The following is a 22,256-nucleotide window of genomic DNA, read 5'->3' on the forward strand; positions in this document are numbered from 1 at the left end:
AGAAGGATGGAGTTACAGAAATGTCAGGCAGGTGCCTGAGAGGGAGGACATATCATGAGCATCACGATGTCTCGTGGACAAGCTTACGTTCAACGTTTGAATGATGAGCGGAATGTATGGCTGGACGGAGAGCGTATCCAGGTAACTGGGCATCAGGCCTTTCAGGGAACACTTCAAACCATAGAAGGATTGTTCAATCTGGTGGATGACCCGGAGACAAGGGAAACCGTGGCCTACTGGGACGAACAGACAGGAAGTTACGTGCATCGCTCCTTTCTAGTGCCTCGTTCACTTCCTGATGTAAACAGCAGGGCGGATGCTTTTCGGCTATGGGCCGATCGGACGTATGGGGTTATGAGCCGTTTGTCTGATTATGCCCGATCCAGGCTGACAGGTTGGTACGCAACACGACATGAGATGACAGCGCATGACCCGGCATTTGCAGGTAAAATATCCGCATATTTTGAACAAGCCAAGCGAAACGATGCATTCCTAACAATTGTCCAGCGTGACCCGCAGATTAATCGGTCCTTGCCTGTTGGTGAAGATGAGGATGCCATGCTGCGAATTGTCAAAAGTAATGCGGAAGGCGTAGTGATCCGCGGGGCCAAGATGGTGGCAACAGCAGCGCCTTATGCGGATGATATCATTGCTTATCCCGTTCAACGAATTCCAGGCCACCTGCCAGAGCTGGCCCATATGGTAATTGTAGCCGCGGGCAGTCCGGGCTTGCACATGATGTGTCGTGAATCTTTTGCCACAAAAGATACAGATAAATCACATCTACTCAGTGCGCAGTATGATGAGATGGATGCTGTATTATTTTTTGACGATGTATTTGTGCCCTGGGAACGTGTATTACTGCACAATAACCCTGAAGCCGTATGGCAGATTCGCTGCAATACAGCTTCGGCCAGTCTGGCCTACCATCAGAGTGTCATTCGTTTACACTCGAAACTGGAGTTTATTACAGCCGTGACCTCAGCCATTGCCAAGGAGATTGGGGTGGACTCTTTCCTGAATGTGCAGGAACAACTCGGAGAGCTGATCAGTCAGATGCAAACCATCGAGGGACTGATTATTGCTGCTGAAGCACAGTCCAAGCCGGACGCATTTGGCAACTGGCTGCCGGAATTCAAATATATTGAAACCGCACGTAATCTGGGCAATCGCTATTACCCCCGCGCGGTGGAGATTTTGAAGACCATTGCTGCGGGTGGTCTGATTCAGATTCCTTCAGGTACGTTTGAGATGAATGAAAAGATGGGTTCCATGATAGGCAAATATCTTGGTGGAGTAACGATGCAAGCCCCGGAGAAGATTCGACTCTTTCAACTCGCATGGGAGCTGACCGGAAGTCCACTCGGAGCAAGGCATGATCTATATGAACGTTTCTACGCGGGTGATCCCGTGCGCAATCGGGCGAACCAATATGTGCAGTATGACAAGGAACGTTTATTGGGGAAAGTTGAGCCGTGGCTACGACGTTCGCTTAAGGACTGATCTGATGATCTAATACAAACGGTCCCAATGAAGATTGAAAAGCCTGAATGAGGAACGAAAAGCTTGAATGTAGGCTGAAAACAGCCCTATTTTAGTTAATGCCTTGGCCTGAGCCAGGGCTCTATTTCTATTTATTTAGATTATCTTTAGAAATGATTTAGGTTGAATTAAGAGACGTAGTATATAGTAATAATGTAGAGATAGGCATAGAGTATAGGAAATGAGAGGAATAACATGAGATACACGGTATTAATTGCAGATGACGAACCAGAGATTGTTGAACTGCTTCAACTATATCTGGAGAAGGACTATACCATTAAAACTGCGGTGAATGGAGCCGAGGCATTACAATGCATACGTTCAACACAGATCGATCTGGTCATACTGGACATCATGATGCCTGTAATGGATGGATTGCAGTTGATCAAACAGATCAGAGCCACATATCACATGCCTGTACTGTTCCTATCCGCTAAAAGTCAGGATCACGATAAAATCCTTGGACTTGGACTTGGGGCAGACGATTATATAGCGAAGCCGTTCAACCCGCTTGAGATTGTCGCCAGAGTAGAGGCCTTGCTCAGAAGAGTTAATCAATTTGATGCAGCGGAGATCCCCGAAGCGAAAGAACAGAATCTGGTATTAGGTGATCTGACGCTGGATCGATCCCAATGTATCCTTTTTCGTTCAGGAAATCCTGTAACATTGACCTCTACAGAGTATAAAATTATGGAATTGTTGCTTGATCAACCTGGCCGAGTGTTCACCCGTAAAAAAATATACGAAGCGGTCTGGGGCGATTATTATGCGCACGAGGACAGCACGATTATGGTACATATCAGCAACATTCGGGAGAAGATCGAGCGTGACTCCAGACAACCGGAATATCTCAAAACGATAAGGGGACTGGGATACAAAATTGAAGCGCCCATGGAAAGCTAGAGGAAAGCGACTGTTGCAGACATCCCTGACACTGGACTTCTTGCTGTTCAACTTCTTTTTGCTGTTACTGGTATTGATTGTGTACCTTATGGTTTCACTGGATGTCGTGGATTTTCGCATTTCGGATCAGGTGGTTGATCCAGATCTGAATGTTGAAGCCCACGTGTATGTAGCAGAGCTGGAGAACGAATTTTACTCCGGTGGAGGTTCGGTGTCGAAAGGCAAAGACACAGAGATTCAACGTCTCAAGGATAGCGGCGGCTGGATTGAAATATTGGATGCGAATCGCAATGTCATTCGTCATGTGGGAGACAAGCAAGATGCGTTCACACAATACAGTGAAGCCGATCTGTATGATGGATTGGAAAATCGGAGTGACCAGGAATACTATTATTCGATCACTCCTCTCTCGATTGAAGGAGCGGTAGCGTATGTATTGCTCAAAATCCCGCGTGATCTGGTCAGCGTGCGGATTAATGATAATCAGTTGATTACTAATCTGAAACATCCATTATCCTTTTACATTATGATTGGCATCGGTTTAGTATTGTTATTGATCTTTGTATATAGCTATTGGGTCGCACGGAGAATCAAAAAACCACTCAGCATCCTCTCCTCGGGTCTTACGCAGATGATACAGGGGAATTATAGTACACGGATGTCGATTTCAGCTGAGAGAGAGTTTGTCCAGATTGGTGAGACCTTTAACTACATGGCGGATGTCATTGAGAACACCTCTGCGGAGAAACGTTACGCCGAAGAGAGCAAACAGCGACTGATTGTAGATTTATCACATGATCTGAAGACACCGATAACATCTATACAGGGATATGCGCAGGCATTGGTGGAAGGACGTGGAGAGGACAAGGACAGGCAGCAAAGATATCTGGGATACATCTATAACAAATCCGTTCAAGTTGCACGCATGATACAGAATATGCTGGAGCTGCTCAAGGTGGATTCGCCCGATTTTCGCATGCATATTCAGAGAAGAGAGATTGGAGAATTCGTGCGCGAGATTATGGCGGATACCTATGGGGAGATTGAACAGAAACAGTTTGTCCTTCATGTACTTGTTCCTGATCAGGTGATCTACGCGAGGTACGATCCGGAGCTGTTATCCAGAGTCATCCAGAATCTGATTACCAATGCTCTGTCTTATAATCCAATCGGGACCGAACTGCGCGTTGAACTCATTCCGCTTCATACCCATGTGGTGATAGAGGTGGCAGATAACGGAGTGGGCATACCACAAGAACTGTGGTCAACGATCTTTGACCCGTTTGTCCGAGGGGATGAGGCGCGTACAGCGACCGGAGGCACCGGTCTGGGATTGTCCATCGCACGACGAAATACGGAGAAAATGGGCGGACGGCTAATCCTTTCCCGGCGTGGGCGAGAAACAACCGTGTTTAGCATTGAGATTCCAAATTAAATAAGAGAAGAAATGTCCATGTGGAGGGAAATATTTTGTTCAAAGTAAATACGTTTGTTCGGTTCAGTATTGCACTGGCGTTGATATTGGTTAATATCTATTTATTATCACGTGTAAGCTTCATCTTTCAGCCGCTCGTCACCATGATCACTGTTATTACCGTGCCGATGATGTTGTCGGTGTTCTTTTATTATCTGCTAAGGCCGCTTGTGAATTATATGGAGAAGAAGAAAATAAATCGAACGCTAAGTATTTTGCTAATCTATCTGGTTATTGCTATTCTGGGAGTGTTCTTCATCATTGGTTTATGGCCATCGTTACGTGAGCAACTGTTCAATCTGGTCGATAACGCACCAAGTTTAATTAATTCATTAAGTGACCAGCTGAGAGATCTGGAGCAAAATGGTGCCATTCAGGCTTTGTTCCCTGAGGGCTCGACACCTTTCTCCCAGATCACGGAGTATATCAACAAAGGATTTAACTTTGTGACCAACTACGTAAGTGGATTTTTCTCACTTGTTTCCAGTTTTGCGATCATCTTGTTTACACTACCGATCCTTTTGTTCTATATGCTGTTACAAGGCGAGAAATTTGGCCGTAAATTGGCACATATTGCACCGAAACGTTTCCAAAATGACAGCCGTGAAGTCGTAATTGAGATTGATCAGGCGCTGAGTGGTTTTATTGTGGGAAGAGTTTTGGTCAATCTGGCGCTGGGTGTACTGATGTATATCGGTTTCTTGATCATTGGACTGCCGTACGCATTACTGCTCACGGTAATTGCGGTCATCATGAACTTTGTTCCGTTTATCGGAGCGATTGTGTCGTCCGTACCTATTGTGATCATGGGTCTCGTGGTATCACCATCGGTTGCCATCTGGTCTCTGATTATTATTCTTGTCGCTCAGCAGATTCAGGACAACCTGGTAGCACCTTATGTATTCGGCAAAAAGCTCGATATTCACCCGCTTACGACGATTATTCTGGTGTTGGGTGCAGGGGACCTGGGTGGAATTATTGCCATCCTGATTATTATTCCGGTTTATATGATCGTTAAAATTCTTTTGGTTCGAATCTATAACTTGTTCTTCAAGGACAAATGGCAGAATGCATAGAATCTAAATTATTCGAAGGAGTGGAGCACATGTCTGAAATTATCGAAAAACCATACAGTGAACCTGAATATATCGCACCTCAATCTGTTCAAATGGGTACCATTCACATCTCGAACGATGTGTTATCCAAGATCGTGGGGATGGCCGCTCAATCAACGGCTGGTGTATCCTCCATGTCCGTTGGACTGACTGAAGGCATTGCCAAGAGCATCAGCGGCAAGAGTCTGCAAAAAGGGATTGATGTACACGTCAAAGACGATCAGGCAACCATCCAACTGCGCATCAACATTCAATATGGTAACAAGATGCACGAAGTCTGCCGTGAACTTCAACATAATGTTCAACAGGCTGTAGAACAAATAGCTGGCGTTATGGTCGATGAAATCAAAGTGCAAGTTGTTGGCATATCCATGCCGGAGACGCTATAAACAAACGTATAGAATGTAAGGAATAACAATTGTAAGGATAAACGATTGGCAAAAACAGCACCTTCCCAATTAACAACTTAACTGGGAGGGTGCTGTTTTATGTTTGCGGTAGTAGGTGGGCGCTTCGCCCATCACTTTTTTGAACATTTTGGAGAAAAGCAATTGATCGGTGTAGCCCACAGAACGGGCAATATCGCCAATGGTCAGACCGGGATCAAGCGTCAGTTCGGCTGCCCTGCGCATCCGATAATGGACCAGATACGACTGAATACTGCTTCCCATCTGATCCTTGAACAGAGAGCACAGATAACTGCGCTGCAAACCGACATGGGCCGCGATGGACTGAACGGTAATGGCATTGGCATAGTTCATTTCAATGAAGTCCATTACCTGCGTAACGTACGTTTCCTTCGAATAATCCGGCATGGGTTGAAGATGCTCTGAATTAGCCTGATCAATCAAAATGGAGAAGAATTGATACAACAAACCAGTCATGCTAATCTCCCAGCCTTTGTGAGTATTGCGGGAATTGATCATTCGGTGCAGGCAGGATCGCATCTCGTCATCCTCATTACCCAGCTCAAAAATAGGGTGATGCTCGGACAGACAGGCCTGCTGTAAAAAGGAAGAACTATTGCTACCTTGGAAAGCAACCCAGCTGTATTCCCATGGATCATCCTGATCTGCTTCGTAATGAACAACAGAGTGCGGAACAATCAGAAATCCTTGTCCTTTGTGCAGTGTATACGTTTTGCCACCAACTTCGAAGGTGCCTTTGCCATTCAAAATATAATGAATTTTATAATAGTCTCGCATGGCAGGGCCAAAGTGATGACCTGGTGTACAGGCTTCCGTACCATAATGTAGGAGCTGAAGCTCCTGAAAATGATTGTTTTTGAACATATACGTAATCAAGGGTATTCACTCCTGTACGATTTCGTCTCATCTTGCATTTTAACATACTAAATAGCTGAAAAGATTAATTATTTAACATTAGTATATATAGATAACAATCATTATTCCATATGGTTATAGTGAAATGCCATATCGTTTATCCAGAAAAATGTCTAAGATGAAAAGGAATTCAACAAACCTTACAGGAAAGTGAGAATAACGATGCCCTATACTGCGAGTGAACAACGATATGATGAGATGAAATATGTACGTTCCGGCAAATCCGGAATCAGACTTCCGCAAATTGCGCTGGGTTTATGGCAGAACTTTGGTGGCAACCGTACATTGGATATTCAGGAAGAAATGATTTTGCGTGCCTTTGACCTCGGAATTAACCATTTCGATCTGGCGAATAACTATGGTCCACCTCCAGGATCAGCGGAAGAGAACTTTGGCGTGATTTACAAAAAACATCTTCGTCCTTACCGGGATGAACTGCTCATCTCCTCGAAGGCAGGTTACCATATGTGGAATGGACCTTACGGCGAGTGGGGCTCCCGCAAAAACCTGATTGCCAGTCTCGATCAAAGTCTTGGTCGGATGGGACTGGATTATGTGGACATTTTCTATCATCACCGTCCAGATCCGGATACGCCATTGGAAGAAACGATGACGGCGCTGGATCACATCGTGCGGCAAGGTAAAGCACTGTATGTGGGCTTATCCAATTATAATGCAGAACAGACGCAAGAAGCGGTAACCATTCTTCGTCGTCTGGGTACGCCATGTCTGGTTCATCAGCCTAACTACTCGATGCTGAATCGCTGGATTGAAGACGGTTTGCAAGACGTACTGGATGAGCAGGGCGTAGGTTCCATTGCGTTCTGTCCACTCGGCCGCGGTCAGTTGACGAATAAATATGTCGACAAGATCAAGGAAGAACGAGCCAATCCAACAGGAAATTTGAAAAAAGAAGCTTACACGGACGAACGGATTGCCAAGTTCGATGCACTTCAGGCGGTTGCTGAACGACGAGGTCAAACGATCTCTCAACTGGCTTTGAACTGGATCTTGCGTGGTAACCGTGTTACCTCCGCACTGATTGGTGCAAGTCGTGTGTCCCAGATCGAAGAAAACGTAGCTGCCCTCCAGGCACCGGATCTGACAACGGAAGAACTCAATGAAATTGAGAGCATTCTGGACGGAATGGGTAATTATCCGTGGTAACATCCACAGTATAGCTGTGTGAAAATTATAGTTAGGTAAAACTAATGTAATATGAATGAAGAATGAAATGGCGCCTACCTGATCAATCAGGAAGGCGTCATTTTGTATATGTCATTTTCATTATAGGATAAGATCTATTATAATAGTTCATTAATTGACCTATGTTTATTTTTTCAGAATGAACCTAGTTCATAGCACCTGGTCCTAGGATTTAGGGTATAATATATAGAAGCTATACAATTGAAATACGAAGGAGAGGCTCCATTTGAACTTTGAACAGTGGATTTCGCCTGAAAGCTATAACCTGACATCCGAGATGGAGAATCATCCATCAGACCGGATTGCACTTAGATGGCTCAGCGATCAACGAGAATTGGAAGAGATCACGTATGGTGATTTGTTCAAGCAGGCGAATCGTCTTGCTGGAGGTCTGCGTGAACTTGGACTAGAGAAGGGTGATCGGGTGTTGGTCATGGTACCACGCCGTATTATTGCCTATGTCATTTATATTGCTTGTCTGAAATTGGGGGTTGCCGTTATTCCTTCTTCCGAGATGTTACGGGCAAAAGATCTGGAATATCGTCTGCGTCACTCTGAGGCGCGGGCTGTTATTGTATGGTCCGAGACGACCTCAGAAGTACAAAAGATGGACGCGGATCTGCCGTCACTGGCACATCGCATCGTGGCATCGCCGAATGAAGAAGTTAGCGTACCTGCTGAAGGTTGGGTCAATGTGCATCAGTTAATGCAGAATCAACCCGAAGAGATGGCTGCGGTGGAAACTCACCGTGATGATACGGCTATTCTTGCTTACACTTCGGGCACAACTGGTAATCCCAAAGGAGTTGTACATAGCCACGGTTGGGGATATGCCCACCTGCGGATCGCTTCTTCATTATGGCTGGATATTCAACCTTCAGATACCGTATGGGCAACGGCTGCACCTGGCTGGCAAAAATGGATCTGGAGCCCGTTCCTGTCGGTACTCGGAAGAGGCGCGACTGGACTGGTCTACAATGGATCATTCCAGCCCAAGCGTTATCTGGAACTGATGCAGGAACATCAAATTAATGTCCTTTGCTGTACACCAACCGAATATCGGCTGATGGCCAAAGCGGATGATCTTGGACATTATGACCTGTCTCATCTGCGCAGTGCTGTTTCAGCGGGTGAACCGCTCAATCAGGAAGTCATTGAAATCTTCCAGCGTCACTTCGACCTGACTATTCGGGACGGATATGGACAGACCGAGAGCACCTTGTTAATCGGCAGTCTCAAAGATGCGCCTGTACGTATTGGCTCGATGGGTCAGTCGATTACACCTGGATTGATTGAAATTATTGACGATGAGGGACAACCTGTTCCTCCGGGTGAAGTAGGAGATATCGCGGTACACAAAGAGATGCCAGCTTTGTTCCGGTCCTATTATCAGGATGAGGGACGGAAGGAAGCGAGTCAGCGTGGCGATTATTTTGTAACAGGGGACCGTGCACGCAAAGACGAAGAAGGTTACTTCTGGTTTGAAGGGCGCAGTGATGACATTATCATCAGTTCGGGTTATACGATTGGACCATTTGAAGTGGAAGAAGCACTTATGAAACACGCCAGTGTGAAGGAATGTGCGGTGGTTGCGAGTCCAGATGAGATCCGTGGCAATATTGTCAAAGCATTTGTCGTACTGCGAGATGATTCGTTGGCTTCACCGGAACTGATGCGTGAATTGCAACATCACGTCAAAGAAATTACAGCACCTTATAAATATCCACGTAAGATCGAATTTGTTACGGATCTGCCAAAGACCAACTCTGGTAAAATCCGCCGGATCGAGTTACGTGAACAAGAAAAACGTAATGGTTAGATCATTTTGTATAGATGAAATTTTAGATATTAAGCCTGCGTAGTGAAAGAGAAGGAATCGATACTGAAGAAGCGATAGCGTTCGTATTTGTCTCCAAATTTTAACCTTTGAAAAATACGATGAAGAAAATTTGGAGACAACGACGATCTAAAGTACGATCCTTCGCTGTAACGGCCACTCAGCAGATTCCAAGACACTTGCAAACCATGTCATAATATATGAAACAGGAGTGAACACAACCATGAGTCAATTTGAACAAACCTTTGAAAAGTCATTGGAACAATACGCAGAACTAGTTGTTAAAGTTGGCGTGAATATTCAAAAAGGACAGGATCTGCTCGTTACTGCTCCCATCGAAACGCTTGAATTCACACGTCTGATTGTGCAAAAAGCCTATGCGGCTGGTGCAAACTATGTACAGGTGGACTTTGATGACGACAACATTACCCGCAGTCGTTTTGAGCATGGTTCCAATGACAGCTTTGACTATTATCCAGCGTGGAAAGCGGATATGATGGAGAAGTTTGCGGAAGCAGGCGGCGCTACCCTGACGATCAAAGTTCCAGATCCTGAACTGTATAACGGAATTGACTCCGACAGCGTTTCCCGTGCTACCAAGGCAGCTGCACACGCACGTCGCGGATATGCCAAATACACACGCAACCATGAAATTAGCTGGTGTCTGATCAAGGCCCCAACCAAAGCTTGGGCGAACAAAGTATTTGCCGACATCCCGGAAGAAGACCGAATCAACGTGATGTGGGAAACGATCTTCAAAATGAACCGTGTAGATGGCGGAGACGCCGTACAAAATTGGAGAGAACATCTGGACACATTGAATGCAATGAGTGATCGACTGAATCAGAAAAACTATAAAAGCCTGCACTACCGCGCACCAGGTACCGACTTGAAAATTGAACTGGTGAACAATCACATCTGGGGCGGTGGCGGTGGTGAGAACCAACAGGGGATTTATACGGTCGCCAATATGCCAACTGAAGAAGTATTCACCATGCCTAAGCGCAGTGGAGTGAATGGATATGTCAGCAGTACCATGCCTTTGAACCTGAACGGGCAACTGGTAGATCAGATGAGAATCACATTCAAGGATGGACAGGTTGTAGCGTTTACGGCGGCATCTGGCGAAGAGCATCTGAAGAACCTGTTTGCTACCGATGAAGGAGCGCGTTATCTGGGTGAAGTGGCACTTGTACCGCATGACTCCCCAATCTCCAACCTGAATCGCATTTTCTACAATACGGGTATTGATGAAAATGCATCTTGCCATTTGGCTGTGGGAAGTGCGTATCCATTCAATATGAAAGATGGCACAACCATGTCGAATGAAGAGTTACTGAAGCATGAGTGCAATGTGAGCTTGACTCACGTTGATTTCATGATCGGTTCCGCTGAGCTGGATATCGATGGTGAGTTACAGGATGGTTCAATCGAGCCGCTATTCCGTAAAGGCAACTGGGCATTTTAATATCTTAACAAGTCTTAACTAGCTAGTAGTAGCAGTCGTTAACAAAAAAAGTGACTTCAACCTGAAGTCACTTTTTTTGTTTCTTCATAACATGAACTACACAGGTCTTACAGGCACACATATCTCGCAATAATGCTGATTAAGCAGTTCCCAACGATATCTTTCTATAACCGGCTTGTTGTTATCCATCTGATAACCACTTGTTTGTAAATGAGGGATGATCACATTCAATGCTTGCTGAATAGCTTCTGCCGTGTGCCTCACTTTACAGATGAGATAAACTCTGCCTGATAGCTCGCCAAACTCAATAGAATCATCTTCCAGACGTTCAGATTCAGTAATAACAATACAGGCATCATATCTACATTTTTCGGGCGGTGTGGTAGTTGGGTCATCTTGTGGAATACCGAATAAAATTGCTGCTTCATTAAGCAGTTGTTTTTTGTCTGCCCATTGTTTCAGCGTATTCATCGCTTGAGCATTGGCAGGCCCATACGGGCCAACTTGTCGCACATAGGCGATACGATATGACGGGAGGTTTTCGATAACCATTTCCATGAAAATCTTCCTCTCTGTACGATTTCTCTTACATATTGGATGCTAACATGGTATAAAAGAATTTGCTTAGGTAATTGTTGAATCCCGGCGACGAAACTCATAGAATAGTGATAATATGTTGGAAAACTGCTCCAATAGAGCAAAACGAGAGGGGGAGGCGTTAGACATGGATATTACTTATGCCTTCACGGATGAACGTTTCAGGCAAGTTGTGTTGGATCGTTTTTGTGATCAGCGGGATTTCATTCAGGAGAGTGACGTTTGTGAGGTTGAGATATTAGAACTTTCAAATCACAATATTAGCAATTTTGATGGAATCAATTATTTCAGGGGTCTTCAAGAGCTGGATTGTGCCTATAATCAATTGACCGGTCTGGATCTTACTCAGAATCACAAGCTGAGGATATTACGTTGCAGAGAGAATCAGCTTCTTACACTGGACCTCCATTCCAATTTGGAATTGCAAGTGCTGGATTGCAGTTTTAATCGACTTCGCAAATTGGATCTTTCTCATAATCCTAGGCTTGTAATGGTGGAGTGTCATTGGAATATGTTATCGGAGCTGGCTTCGGAACCCCTTCAGCAGTTGGAGGAACTTAGTTGCAGTTATAATGCTCTTTTCTCACTGGAACTTGAACACAATAAGCAACTGCGGCAACTTGATTGCGCCAACAATTACATGTTGGAACTTGATGTAACAGGTTGTCCAAACTTGATTGAACTTCGTTGTAACCACAACCATATCAAACAGTTGGATTTTCGTTCAAATATGGTTTTAGAGAGTGTCCGGTGTTTTAACAATCACATTAGCGAGCTGGATATTCGCCATAACGTACAACTGAGAGAGTTGTACTGTTCCGAGAACAAATTAACCGAGTTGGATTATAGCGCTAATCCCAAGCTGGAGAGACTGCAATATGCAGATAATCTAATGTTTGAATCCAATCATGAAGTTCCGGGTATGGGGTTGTTTCAGTATGACGTCTCGATGTCCAACTATCAGATGAGCTTACTTATTCAGGATAAAGAACTGGTAGTCACTGCACAGGTTTCAACTAAGACAGAGATGGAAGCCTTATCCCCATATATGGAAGAAACGTGGAAACGGTGGGACATGCTTGGTGAGCAGGCACTTAAAACCATTGCCGAGGCTCATCCGGACGAAGATATCAATGCATTGATTTTGGCTGATGCAGAATTTCAGGGAGATCAATATTTCCGATTGGGTTATGATGCGGGGGATACACCTGCTGGTCGACTGTACATATATGCGGAGTTTGACGATGAATTTCACATGTTGGATACGTTGATCTATGAAACGTATTAAAGCCACGAGATCGTGGCTTTTTTGCTTTGTTGAACTAACGATTATTTACACTGTCACTACGATGACAGAACAACCTTCCAATCGCTGTTATCCCCAGATTTTATTCGATTCCTTTTCTAAAAGGAGAAAATCCGGGGATAAAGGCGAACGCTTCGCTTTTTCAGGTTTTTTCTGTCCTCTCCGTTATCGTGTAAATGTTAGTTCAACTTATATAATTTGTTATATTATATGTTATTCAGCGTGCATTTTGTTGAAGCTAACATATTCGTTAATTGGTTTACGGTAACCGCGTGGGCGCTGTTTGGATTCCGACTTTTTACCGATGGTGATCATCATAACGGGTACATAATGGTCGGGAATATCCAAACTCCGTTGCAGTTCTTCCGAGTCAAAACCAATCATTGGACAGGTGTCCCAACCGCGATCCTGAGCGATCAGCATCAATTGCATGGCAGACAGGCTGGCATTGCGAATCGCATCCTCACGTTGGAAAAATCTGCCGCGAGATTCGTAAAATTCGGTGACACTTTGGGATTCCTGCTCGTATTGGAACGGAGTAAGAGCGCCCAGGTTCAGCAGGCCTTCGTTAATAGTGCGGATATGATGATGCGCGTTGACGTCGCCCAATACCACGATGACTGCAGAAGCTGTTTTTACCTTATATTGCTGGGAAGCCTCATAGACTTTCTCTTTCTGTTCCTCATCTTTAATCACAAGATAGTGCGTGTGTTGCAGGTTAAAGGCAGATGGTGCAAATTTGTTCAGGGCAAACATTTCTTGCAGTTCCAAATCCGAAATTTCAATTCCTTCTTCAAAAATAACGGCCGATCTACGGTTTTTGACTAGATTCTCCAACTCACTCATGGTAGTTTCCCTCGCTTATGTATGATTTATAAACTGACTATAACACACTTAGTTACTTTATGTAAGTATTATTTTAGAATAAGACAAGGATTGTCTGCCATACGCTAAAATAAAACACTAGAGGTGATTCATGAAAGCATTGATCGCAAGGTATATGGGAGGACATGACCCTCATGAATTTCGGGTATATGTGATCCAATCTTCGACGTTAAAACGTTTTGTAGTCGTGGAGATTATTCTAGGCCCTATCGTGTACAATGTCGCACTTTATTTGTGCCATAATGTAATACTTGCTGGCGTAGGCTCTTGGGCTGGAACAGAAGGTCTGAAGAGACTGCCACTGGTCTTTAGAAAAATCGTTGGAACATGATGAAGTGTGTAAATGAGAAATTAAAGCAGAAGAGGGCCAGTTGCGGCCCCATCTTCTCCTTCAGCCATGTTATCAATAGTCACACTTCTTTTATCTATCAAATAACTGTCTAAGATTTGGGTTCAAACCTGCCTTATTTAGCACGTTCCAAATACTGCTCCAGCGTAAGTTTCTGGTTGGTAATCTCACCAGCAATATACACCCCTACATAACGTACATGCCATGGCTCATAGGAGTAACCAGTCAATTTCTCCTGGTCTTTGCCATAACGGATGATGAAGCCGTACTTGTGGGCATTGGCTTTCAGCCATTTGCCTTCTTTGGTGTTGCCAAAGCTTTGCTGAAGATCATAACCAGCCGAAGCGCTGGAGATATCCATGGCTAGACCCGTTTGATGTTCGCTTTGTCCTGGCCGAGCACTTGTTTTATTGGCAACAGCTTCACCTTTGATGCTGGCATTACGGTCAAAGATCGATTTCTGAGTCGCATACGAGCGATAGCCCGACACCGCTTTGATATCGATGCCGTCTTTTTTGGCAGCGGCAAATAATTTCTCTATCGCGGTTGCAGCCACTTTACGCATCTGTTTCTTCGGACTGGAACCTGAGAAGCTAAAAGGAATATTAGGTACAACCAAATCTTGAGGTGCATAAGTTGAAGGCAGATTTCTCTTTTTATTGACAAGCACAACTGTACTGGACACATTGGTCACGGTTGCCACATTTTTAATCGTTTTGATCGTACGACCAGGTGCATTATCATGCAGAAATTGAGTGAAGCTAGAGCTTGCCGCAGACGCGACGGGATTCAGGCTTGAAGTGATGGGAAACGTAGTAAAAGCAGAACCTGCTACAACAGAGCCTACGAGAATTGTAGATATGATGGATTTACGAGTAAAAGGTTTCATGATGTGTGTTCCTCCTCGGAATATATGAATCTATATACCGAGTATACTAGAGGATTATATCCATAGGTTCTCCAATTGTTTCCGAGTTGTAAACAAAGTTTGCTATAAAATCTAACTAGAGGATATTTACCTTGCCACTTCGATGACAGAACAACCTTCCGATCGCTGTTATCCCCAGATTTTTTTGATTCAATTTTATAATGGTGAAAATCTTAGGATAAAGGCGAACACTTCGTTTCTTCAGGTTCTTTCTGTCCTCTCCGTTTCGTGTAAATGTTTAGTTCATATTTTATAGAGTCTTCTTCTGCAACTCTCGTAGAGGCAGTATACATGAAAAAGCCGTTGCATTAGATGCAACGGCTTTTGATGTGAAGAGAGATAATGCTAGATTACTTCAAGTATGCTGGAGCCTGTATTACAACATGCAGGCGTCAGATCCACCGGAGCTTCCCGCAGTTACGGCACGGGTGTCACGAACGCGAACGTTGGCGCTGAGCACACCAGAATCACTGCTTAATTTGAAAGAAGGATAATTCTCTTCTGTATCCAGCTTCATGTGTTGTTCTAGGTTCAGCTGCTGCTTCGGATCAACATAGAACGGAACTAGATTAGTTTCAATCTGCGCGTCGAGAGCCGCAAGTTCATCAACAATGATAATAGCGATAACTCCGTTACATCCGCAACCTTCCAAGTCATAGATCACTTTGAAATATCCGGGTTGGTCATTCAGGCTTTCCGTCAATCGTTTTGCAGCCAAATCTGTAATTTGAATATACATATAGGTACACTCCTTTATATGTGGTCATGGTTGTAAGTGGTAAAAGAATTCATTCAGCTTCTATTCCCATTATACTACTTTGGCAAAAATCAAAGCATTTATTTTCTTGACTGATCAGTCTGGAAAAGGTATTCTTTATTTAATCAATAGGGAGGTGAGGTCTGAAATTGGGAAGAGCCAAGGAGTTTGACACGGAGACCGTTCTAAGAAAAGCAACGTCTGTATTTGGAGCGTACGGTTATGAAGGTACCTCTTTGAGCTTACTGTTGAGTGAACTTGGCATTGCGCGGCAAAGCTTGTATGACACCTACGGAACTAAACATGATTTATTTGTCTCTGCTCTTAAATTCTATATTCAGCAGAAGACAGAGGCGGGGATCAGACTATTAAACGAATGCACAAGTGTGAGGCAAGGCGTGACAGAGTTGTTCAACGAAGCGGTTAATGTGTTGACAGACAACGAACGTCGTAATGAATGTTTCATCATTAATAGCGCGGTTGAACAGGCACCACAAAATCACGAAATCGCCGCCTTTATTCAAACCACTAACCAACAAATGGAAGATGTTTTTTATACTGCGCTGTTACGAGGCCAGAAGAGTGGCGAATTGAGGCATGCAGAGGAAGACTTGCCCGGACTTGCCCGTTTTCTGAATTATTCCCGACTCTCATTGACCTTTACAGCAAAGAGCGGTGCAAGCGAAGAAGCGCTACGAGATTTTGTACAGATGACCCTAAGGGCTATGGATTAGCGTTTTACATGATTCGAGTAAGAATTCTTTACGTTTTTTTTAAAATGGACGCTTAGAGCGTTTATTTTTTGACTATTATAGACCGATTGGTCTGGAAAAACGCCGAACAAAACTGAAGGAGGAAGCAAACATGATCAATGATAAACCGTTGACACTTATTACAGGGGCTAATGGTAAGACAGGAAGCCGTGTTGCGGCCATACTTCAAAAGCATCATTATCCGGTGCGTTTGGCAGGAAGAACGAAACCATCTCTTTCTGGTTCTGCCGATAATTATGTCTATTTTGATTGGTATGATTCCGAGACATATGCGCTGGCGCTGAAAAATGTGAATCAGGTGTACCTTGTTGTGCCAGCAATGGATATGAACCCAGAAGACGTCATCATTCCGTTCATCAAGGAAGCATTATGGACCGGCATTAAGCGATTTGTCTTGCTTGGCAGTGCTTCAATTGATGAAGAGGGTCCTATATTTGGCAAAGTACATCAGTATATAAAAGCCCATGCTCCTGAGTGGGCTGTATTGCAGCCTTCCTATTTTATGGAGAACTTTACGGAGGGACCGCATCGGGAGACGACGAAACAACTCGGGAAAATTTACAGTGCTACGGGTGACGGGAAAATTGGATTTGTTAGTGCAGATGATATCGCGGCAGTTGCGTTCCATGCTCTGACAGATGTTGTTCCTCATAATAAGGAGCATATCATTACAGGGCCGGAGACGTTGTCCTATGGACAGGTTGCAGACGTCTTGAGCCATGTACTGGGTCAGTCCATTCAGCATGAATCTTTGTCCGATGATGAATTGAGGAACAGCATGATTCGCGCAGGAATGTCAGAAGAATATGCTGCTGCCCTCGCAGGACTGGATGTGCCTATCCGGGAGGAGGGGAGAGAAGATCAACGACGGATACGGTGACAAAAATAACGGGGAATAACCCGATTTCATTCGAGAAATTTATTCAGAATCATATGGAAGTATGGAAATAATGGAAGAAATATTTTCATATTATGAGAAGACGGTGCCTAGTGCCCGTCTTTTTGCATGTCTACCAGCATGTTGACATCGTTGATTCAGCTATGAATCTCTCCCTAGCCAGGGACACTACGGAAAGCAGTGATTATACGAACACACTTTTGGGGAAATAGATGAAGATGAATGTTAGGGCGTGTCTGAGACACGCCCTAGATAAAGGGGCGAAGAGAGAGAATGATTCAGTTCGAAAATGTATCGAAACAATATCCTGATGGAACAACGGCTTTGCGTCAGGTTAACCTCAACATTAACAAGGGAGAATTGTTCGTCATGATTGGTCCGAGTGGATGTGGCAAAACCACCATGCTCAAAATGATCAATCGCCTGATTGAACGAACAGATGGAACAGTGCGCATTAATGAACGCCCAATCGATGAATACAACATTCACGAATTGCGCTGGAATATAGGATATGTGCTGCAACAGATTGCACTATTCCCGCATATGACAATTGCCGAAAATATTGCAGTTGTTCCTGAACTCCGAAAATGGAAGTCAGATCAAATTAAGGAGCGTGTACATACGTTACTGGACATGGTGGGTTTGCACGGAGATACGTACAGTGAGCGTAAACCGTCCGAGTTATCCGGAGGACAACAGCAGAGAATTGGTGTGTTGCGTGCACTAGCTGCCGATCCCGAGATAGTTTTGATGGATGAACCGTTCAGTGCACTCGATCCAATGAGTCGGGAGAAATTACAGGACGATATTCTGGATATCCAGCGTCAGATGAAAAAAACAATTGTGTTTGTCACCCATGATATTCAGGAAGCGATGAAGCTGGGGGATCGCATCTGTATTATGAAGGATGGACAGGTTTTGCAGGTAGGCACCCCGGAAGAACTGATCCGACAGCCAGCTAATGATTTCGTACGTGAATTTGTCGGAAGTCCTAACACCGATACGAGTTCACAATCTGATTTTGATCTCGAATCCATCATGTCACCACTCTCACCAGGTCATGTGCCAAAATCAGCTAAAACTGCCGTTCCTGTATCCATTACGTTGACGGAGTTAGTTGATATCATGGCTTCCCATGACCATCTGCTGGTTGAACGTAACCGCCAGATTATTGGCGAGATCAGTCGAGTTGATCTGATGAAATACTGGTCTGGTCAGTTACAGGAACGAGGTGAAGGACATGAGTAGATTCACGGAGGTGTTCAGTGAGCGCAAAGGTCAATTGTTGTCTGCTCTGCTGGAACATATTCAGATCTCATTTATCGCATTGTTCTTTGCTGTTCTCATCGCTATTCCGCTCGGTATATACCTGACACGCAAACCAAGAGTGGCTGAACCAATTATCGGAGTTACAGCTGTGTTGCAGACGATACCGTCCTTGGCGCTTCTCGGATTGCTCATCCCGTTATTCGGCATAGGCACACTTCCTGCAATCATTGCACTGGTGGTGTATGCACTGCTTCCCGTACTCCGCAACACGTACACAGGCATATCCGAAGTTGATCCTTCCATGGTGGAAGCAGCGAATGCGATGGGCATGAATAATCGGCAACGTCTAATCAAAGTGGAACTGCCACTGGCGATGCCTGTTATTATGGCCGGAATTCGGACCGCGATGGTCCTGATTGTAGGAACGGCGACACTTGCTGCCTTGATCGGCGCAGGAGGTTTGGGTGCATTAATTTTGCTGGGCATTGATCGGAACGATACGGCATTGATCATCCTTGGAGCCATTCCGGCCGCATTGCTGGCTATTTTGTTTGATGTACTATTACGTCAGTTCCAGCGGTTATCCTTTAAGAAAACATTGGTTACCCTTGGTTCGCTGGCAATAATCGCGATACTTGTGATTACCATTCCCTTCGTGGCACGTGGTGGTCAGAAGGATCTCGTCATTTCCGGGAAATTGGGGGCGGAACCCGAAATCCTCATTAATATGTACAAATTGTTAATCGAAAAAGACACAGACCTGACCGTTGAACTAAAACCCGGATTAGGCAAAACGCCATTCCTTTTCAATGCACTCAAGTCGGGTGATATTGACATCTATCCCGAATTCACGGGGACAGCGATCTCCGAATTTATGAAGGAAACGGCTGTGAGTACGGATCGATCAGAGGTCTACGAACAAGCCAGAGACGGAATGTTAAGCCAATTCAACATGGTGCTACTGAACCCTATGGATTACAACAATACGTATACGTTGGCCGTTCCAAAGAGCATCGTAGATCAATACAATCTCAAGACCATTTCGGATCTCAAACCGGTTGAGCAGCAGATCAAAGCAGGATTCACACTTGAATTCTCGGATCGGGAAGATGGTTACCTTGGCATTCAGAAGAAGTATGGGATTGAATTCCCGAACGTTGCAACAATGGAACCGAAGCTTCGCTATGGTGCTGTTCAACGTGGCGATATCAATCTCGTTGATGCTTACTCCACAGACAGTGAGTTGAGACAGTATGAACTCGTTGTGCTGGAGGATGATCAGGAGTTATTCCCACCGTATCAAGGCGCGCCGATGCTACGTCAAGAAACGGCAGATCAATATCCACAACTGGTTGAGGTGCTGAATCAGCTTGCTGGCAAAATTACGGATGATGAGATGCGTCAGATGAACTATGACGTGAACGTAGAGGGAGAGAATCCTGAACAGGTTGCAGCAGAGTACCTTAAACAGGCTGGATTGCTGTAACTTCAGGCATCCCTGCAATAGATGTACCAAAAGGATGAGGAGGAACCATGATGACACAAGAAACGTATGACTTGATTGCGATTGGCACAGGAAGCGCGGCTAGCTCTGTAATCACCCGTTGCGCTGAAGCTGGCTGGAAAATTGCTGTAATTGATGAACGTGAGTTCGGCGGAACGTGTGCACTGCGTGGCTGTGATCCCAAGAAAGTGCTGGCTGGAGCGGCTGAGCTGATTGACTGGAATGAACGGATGCAAGGGAAAGGAATTCAGGGACAGGCGACCATCAACTGGTCTGAACTTATGGCCTTTAAACGCACCTTTACCGAGAGTATACCTAGAGCAAGTGAAGATCAATTCAAACAGGCCGGAATGGATACGTTCCATGGTAAAGCTTCATTTGTCGATGAAGACCATATTCAAGTGGGAGAAGAAGTGCTCCATGGCAAACACATCCTGATTGCTACTGGTGCAAGACCAGCGCCACTTGAGATTGAGGGCTCGGAGCATCTTATATATAGTGATGACTTTCTGGATCTGGAACAGCTGCCGGATCGATTAGTTCTGGTAGGCGGTGGATACATTGCATTTGAGTTTGCGCATATTGCGGCCAGAGCCGGGACGGAAGTCCATATCCTGCATCGGAGTGAACAGCCTCTGAAGTCGTTTGATGCGGAGCTTGTAGAATCTTTGTTGCAAAAATCAAAAGAGATCGGCATTCATGTTCACTTGAACGCGGAGGTGAAGTCCATACGGCAAGAGGGGAACGCCTATGTCGTTCATGGCACACGTAATGGTGCAGATCACCAGTGGCAGTGCGGACTTGTCGTTCATGGAGCCGGGCGTGTTCCTAATGTGGATGGGCTGGAATTGGAGAAAGCCAACGTCAGCTACAGCAAAAAGGGGATTACGGTGAACGAGTACTTGCAAAGTGAAAGTAATCCGAGAGTGTATGCTGCTGGGGATGTAACGGATACAAAAGGGTTGCATTTAACCCCGTTAGCAGGTCAGGAATCCCGGGCTGTATCGTTCCATTTGTTGGAGGGAAATCAACACAAACCTAATTATAAAGTGATGCCTTCCATTGTGTTTACTGTCCCTGCCCTTGGAGCTGTAGGTATGAGCACGGAACAAGCCAAAAAAGAGGGCTACGAGGTGCAGGTAAATGATATGTCGAAATGGTATACTTACAAGCGAACTCATGAAAAATTTGCCATGGCCAAAGTGGTGATCGACAAATCAACCGGGCGTATTCTGGGTGCGCATGTGCTCGGGAGCAAAACAGAAGAATTGATCAACCTTTTTGCAATGGCGATTCAGTTCAATCTGACTATCGATCAGTTAAACACCATGAATCTTGCATATCCTACTGCTGCATCGGATCTGGGTTCTTTAATTTAGAAGTGATGAAGTGAGGATGAACTCCCCTTTGGGACGGAAGAAAGGATGAAAACAACGATGTCATCGGATTTTATTGGGCTTCATGAAGGCAAGTGGACTAAGGAACCCGTTGCTGCACGGATGGATGGGGATCGTTTCGTTGTGGAAGCTCGGGAAGGCAGTGACTTCTGGGAGAACACATTCTACGGGTTCTGTCATCGGGATGGACATGCCATGCTTGCTCCATGGGACGGAACGGAAGCAATTGAGGTATCGTTTGATCTAAGCTCATTCACCGAATTATATGATCAGGCGGGACTAATGTTATGGTACGGAGAAGACCAATGGATCAAGGCCGGAGTTGAGGTCAATGATGGTGTGGCACATGTTGGAGCCGTCGTGACGGATACATATTCGGATTGGTCACTCTCTCCTGTGCCAGAGTGGGGTGGACGAATCGTAACAATCAGAGCCTCCTACAGTAATGATGCTGTTGTCATTCGTGCTCGCACAGATGAGCATCCTTGGCGTACGATTCGGGTTGCACGGTTTGCCTATCCGACGAACAAACACGCAGGTCCGTTTCTGTGTTCACCAAAGCGTGGAGGGTTCGAGGTAGCCTTTACCAAGTGGAGATCCACGACACCCGATCAAGACTTGCATACAGATCCGCCGATTACAGATTAAAACAAGTTAAGATGCATGATAAACAATGAAACATGACTGGCTTAGAAAGCAAAACAA

The 22,256-nt window shown here is 45.0% G+C and carries 21 protein-coding genes; 16 read left to right on the forward strand and 5 right to left on the reverse strand.

The genetic code is table 11. The annotated features are described in order from the left end of the window. The first annotated feature begins 54 nt into the window (after positions 1–54). The 5 genes from J2Z28_RS05720 to J2Z28_RS05740 all read left to right on the forward strand — a co-directional run bounded on the left by J2Z28_RS05720 (position 55) and on the right by J2Z28_RS05740 (position 5,423). Positions 55–1,503: a 4-hydroxyphenylacetate 3-hydroxylase family protein gene (locus J2Z28_RS05720; protein ID WP_211081545.1), complete on the forward strand. Its 1,449-nt coding sequence runs from the start codon at positions 55–57 to the stop codon at positions 1,501–1,503. A gap of 234 nt (positions 1,504–1,737) precedes the next feature. After that, entirely contained in the window at positions 1,738–2,445 is a 708-nt protein-coding gene (locus tag J2Z28_RS05725; protein ID WP_074094836.1) for a response regulator transcription factor, read from the forward strand. Further along, entirely contained in the window at positions 2,423–3,880 is a 1,458-nt protein-coding gene (locus J2Z28_RS05730; RefSeq protein WP_211081546.1) for a sensor histidine kinase, read from the forward strand. Before J2Z28_RS05725 ends, J2Z28_RS05730 begins: the two co-directional genes overlap by 23 nt. A gap of 35 nt (positions 3,881–3,915) precedes the next feature. Further along, the gene (locus J2Z28_RS05735) at positions 3,916–4,995 is read left to right on the forward strand and encodes an AI-2E family transporter (RefSeq protein WP_211081547.1); all 1,080 of its coding nucleotides are present in this window, start codon (positions 3,916–3,918) and stop codon (positions 4,993–4,995) included. A 29-nt stretch (positions 4,996–5,024) separates the two neighbouring features. Beyond that, a complete protein-coding gene (locus J2Z28_RS05740; protein ID WP_211081548.1) occupies positions 5,025–5,423 on the forward strand; it encodes an Asp23/Gls24 family envelope stress response protein in 399 nt (132 codons plus the stop codon). A 69-nt stretch (positions 5,424–5,492) separates the two neighbouring features. Here the strand turns inward: J2Z28_RS05740 and J2Z28_RS05745 are convergent, their stop codons facing one another. After that, complete coding sequence (locus tag J2Z28_RS05745; protein WP_211081549.1) at positions 5,493–6,338, reverse strand: AraC family transcriptional regulator; 846 nt, start codon at positions 6,336–6,338, stop codon at positions 5,493–5,495. A gap of 201 nt (positions 6,339–6,539) precedes the next feature. Here J2Z28_RS05745 and J2Z28_RS05750 point away from each other — a divergent pair, with 201 nt between their 5' ends. From J2Z28_RS05750 to J2Z28_RS05760, 3 genes are all read left to right on the forward strand, one after another. Beyond that, positions 6,540–7,544: an aldo/keto reductase gene (locus tag J2Z28_RS05750; RefSeq protein WP_211081550.1), complete on the forward strand. Its 1,005-nt coding sequence runs from the start codon at positions 6,540–6,542 to the stop codon at positions 7,542–7,544. A 265-nt stretch (positions 7,545–7,809) separates the two neighbouring features. After that, complete coding sequence (mbcS, locus tag J2Z28_RS05755) at positions 7,810–9,402, forward strand: acyl-CoA synthetase MbcS (protein ID WP_211081551.1); 1,593 nt, start codon at positions 7,810–7,812, stop codon at positions 9,400–9,402. A 241-nt stretch (positions 9,403–9,643) separates the two neighbouring features. Continuing rightward, positions 9,644–10,888 carry an aminopeptidase gene (locus J2Z28_RS05760; RefSeq protein ID WP_211081552.1) on the forward strand — a complete coding sequence of 415 codons (1,245 nt, stop codon included), beginning with the start codon at positions 9,644–9,646 and terminating at the stop codon, positions 10,886–10,888. A 96-nt stretch (positions 10,889–10,984) separates the two neighbouring features. Here J2Z28_RS05760 and J2Z28_RS05765 read toward each other — a convergent pair whose 3' ends face one another. Continuing rightward, the gene (locus J2Z28_RS05765; protein ID WP_211081553.1) at positions 10,985–11,446 is read right to left on the reverse strand and encodes an AraC family transcriptional regulator; all 462 of its coding nucleotides are present in this window, start codon (positions 11,444–11,446) and stop codon (positions 10,985–10,987) included. A 166-nt stretch (positions 11,447–11,612) separates the two neighbouring features. On the opposite strand from J2Z28_RS05765, the gene J2Z28_RS05770 reads away from it, so the two are divergent. Beyond that, a complete protein-coding gene (locus J2Z28_RS05770; RefSeq protein ID WP_211081554.1) occupies positions 11,613–12,773 on the forward strand; it encodes a leucine-rich repeat domain-containing protein in 1,161 nt (386 codons plus the stop codon). A 231-nt stretch (positions 12,774–13,004) separates the two neighbouring features. Here the strand turns inward: J2Z28_RS05770 and J2Z28_RS05775 are convergent, their stop codons facing one another. Beyond that, positions 13,005–13,637, reverse strand: a complete 633-nt coding sequence (locus J2Z28_RS05775; RefSeq protein WP_211081555.1) for a nitroreductase family protein — start codon at positions 13,635–13,637, stop codon at positions 13,005–13,007. Between the two features lie 130 nt (positions 13,638–13,767). Here J2Z28_RS05775 and J2Z28_RS05780 point away from each other — a divergent pair, with 130 nt between their 5' ends. Continuing rightward, positions 13,768–14,007, forward strand: a complete 240-nt coding sequence (locus J2Z28_RS05780; RefSeq protein ID WP_235193803.1) for a hypothetical protein — start codon at positions 13,768–13,770, stop codon at positions 14,005–14,007. A 133-nt stretch (positions 14,008–14,140) separates the two neighbouring features. Here J2Z28_RS05780 and J2Z28_RS05785 read toward each other — a convergent pair whose 3' ends face one another. Together J2Z28_RS05785 and J2Z28_RS05790 are read right to left on the reverse strand one after the other, a co-directional pair. After that, the gene (locus J2Z28_RS05785; RefSeq protein WP_127545626.1) at positions 14,141–14,914 is read right to left on the reverse strand and encodes a M15 family metallopeptidase; all 774 of its coding nucleotides are present in this window, start codon (positions 14,912–14,914) and stop codon (positions 14,141–14,143) included. Positions 14,915–15,329: 415 nt separating this feature from the next. Continuing rightward, positions 15,330–15,692, reverse strand: coding sequence for an iron-sulfur cluster biosynthesis family protein (locus J2Z28_RS05790; RefSeq protein WP_076214772.1), 363 nt, complete (start codon positions 15,690–15,692; stop codon positions 15,330–15,332). Between the two features lie 167 nt (positions 15,693–15,859). Between J2Z28_RS05790 and J2Z28_RS05795 the strand changes: the two genes are divergently transcribed. The 6 genes from J2Z28_RS05795 to J2Z28_RS05820 all read left to right on the forward strand — a co-directional run bounded on the left by J2Z28_RS05795 (position 15,860) and on the right by J2Z28_RS05820 (position 22,199). Further along, the gene (locus J2Z28_RS05795; RefSeq protein ID WP_211081556.1) at positions 15,860–16,444 is read left to right on the forward strand and encodes a TetR/AcrR family transcriptional regulator; all 585 of its coding nucleotides are present in this window, start codon (positions 15,860–15,862) and stop codon (positions 16,442–16,444) included. 130 nt (positions 16,445–16,574) lie between these two features. Continuing rightward, positions 16,575–17,363 carry an NmrA family NAD(P)-binding protein gene (locus tag J2Z28_RS05800; RefSeq protein ID WP_244988132.1) on the forward strand — a complete coding sequence of 263 codons (789 nt, stop codon included), beginning with the start codon at positions 16,575–16,577 and terminating at the stop codon, positions 17,361–17,363. Between the two features lie 291 nt (positions 17,364–17,654). Beyond that, complete coding sequence (locus J2Z28_RS05805; protein ID WP_076249515.1) at positions 17,655–18,629, forward strand: ABC transporter ATP-binding protein; 975 nt, start codon at positions 17,655–17,657, stop codon at positions 18,627–18,629. Then, the gene (gene opuFB / locus J2Z28_RS05810; protein ID WP_211081557.1) at positions 18,622–20,136 is read left to right on the forward strand and encodes an osmoprotectant update ABC transporter permease/substrate-binding subunit OpuFB; all 1,515 of its coding nucleotides are present in this window, start codon (positions 18,622–18,624) and stop codon (positions 20,134–20,136) included. Before J2Z28_RS05805 ends, opuFB begins: the two co-directional genes overlap by 8 nt. A 50-nt stretch (positions 20,137–20,186) precedes the next feature. After that, positions 20,187–21,533 (forward strand): dihydrolipoyl dehydrogenase family protein, encoded by a 1,347-nt coding sequence (locus J2Z28_RS05815; RefSeq protein WP_211081605.1) that lies wholly within the window; start codon positions 20,187–20,189, stop codon positions 21,531–21,533. Positions 21,534–21,578: 45 nt separating this feature from the next. Next, complete coding sequence (locus tag J2Z28_RS05820; RefSeq protein ID WP_244988133.1) at positions 21,579–22,199, forward strand: DUF1349 domain-containing protein; 621 nt, start codon at positions 21,579–21,581, stop codon at positions 22,197–22,199. The last annotated feature ends 57 nt before the right edge of the window (positions 22,200–22,256 follow it).

The organism is Paenibacillus xylanexedens, assembly GCF_017874615.1.
GTDB classification, from domain to species: domain Bacteria; phylum Bacillota; class Bacilli; order Paenibacillales; family Paenibacillaceae; genus Paenibacillus; species Paenibacillus xylanexedens.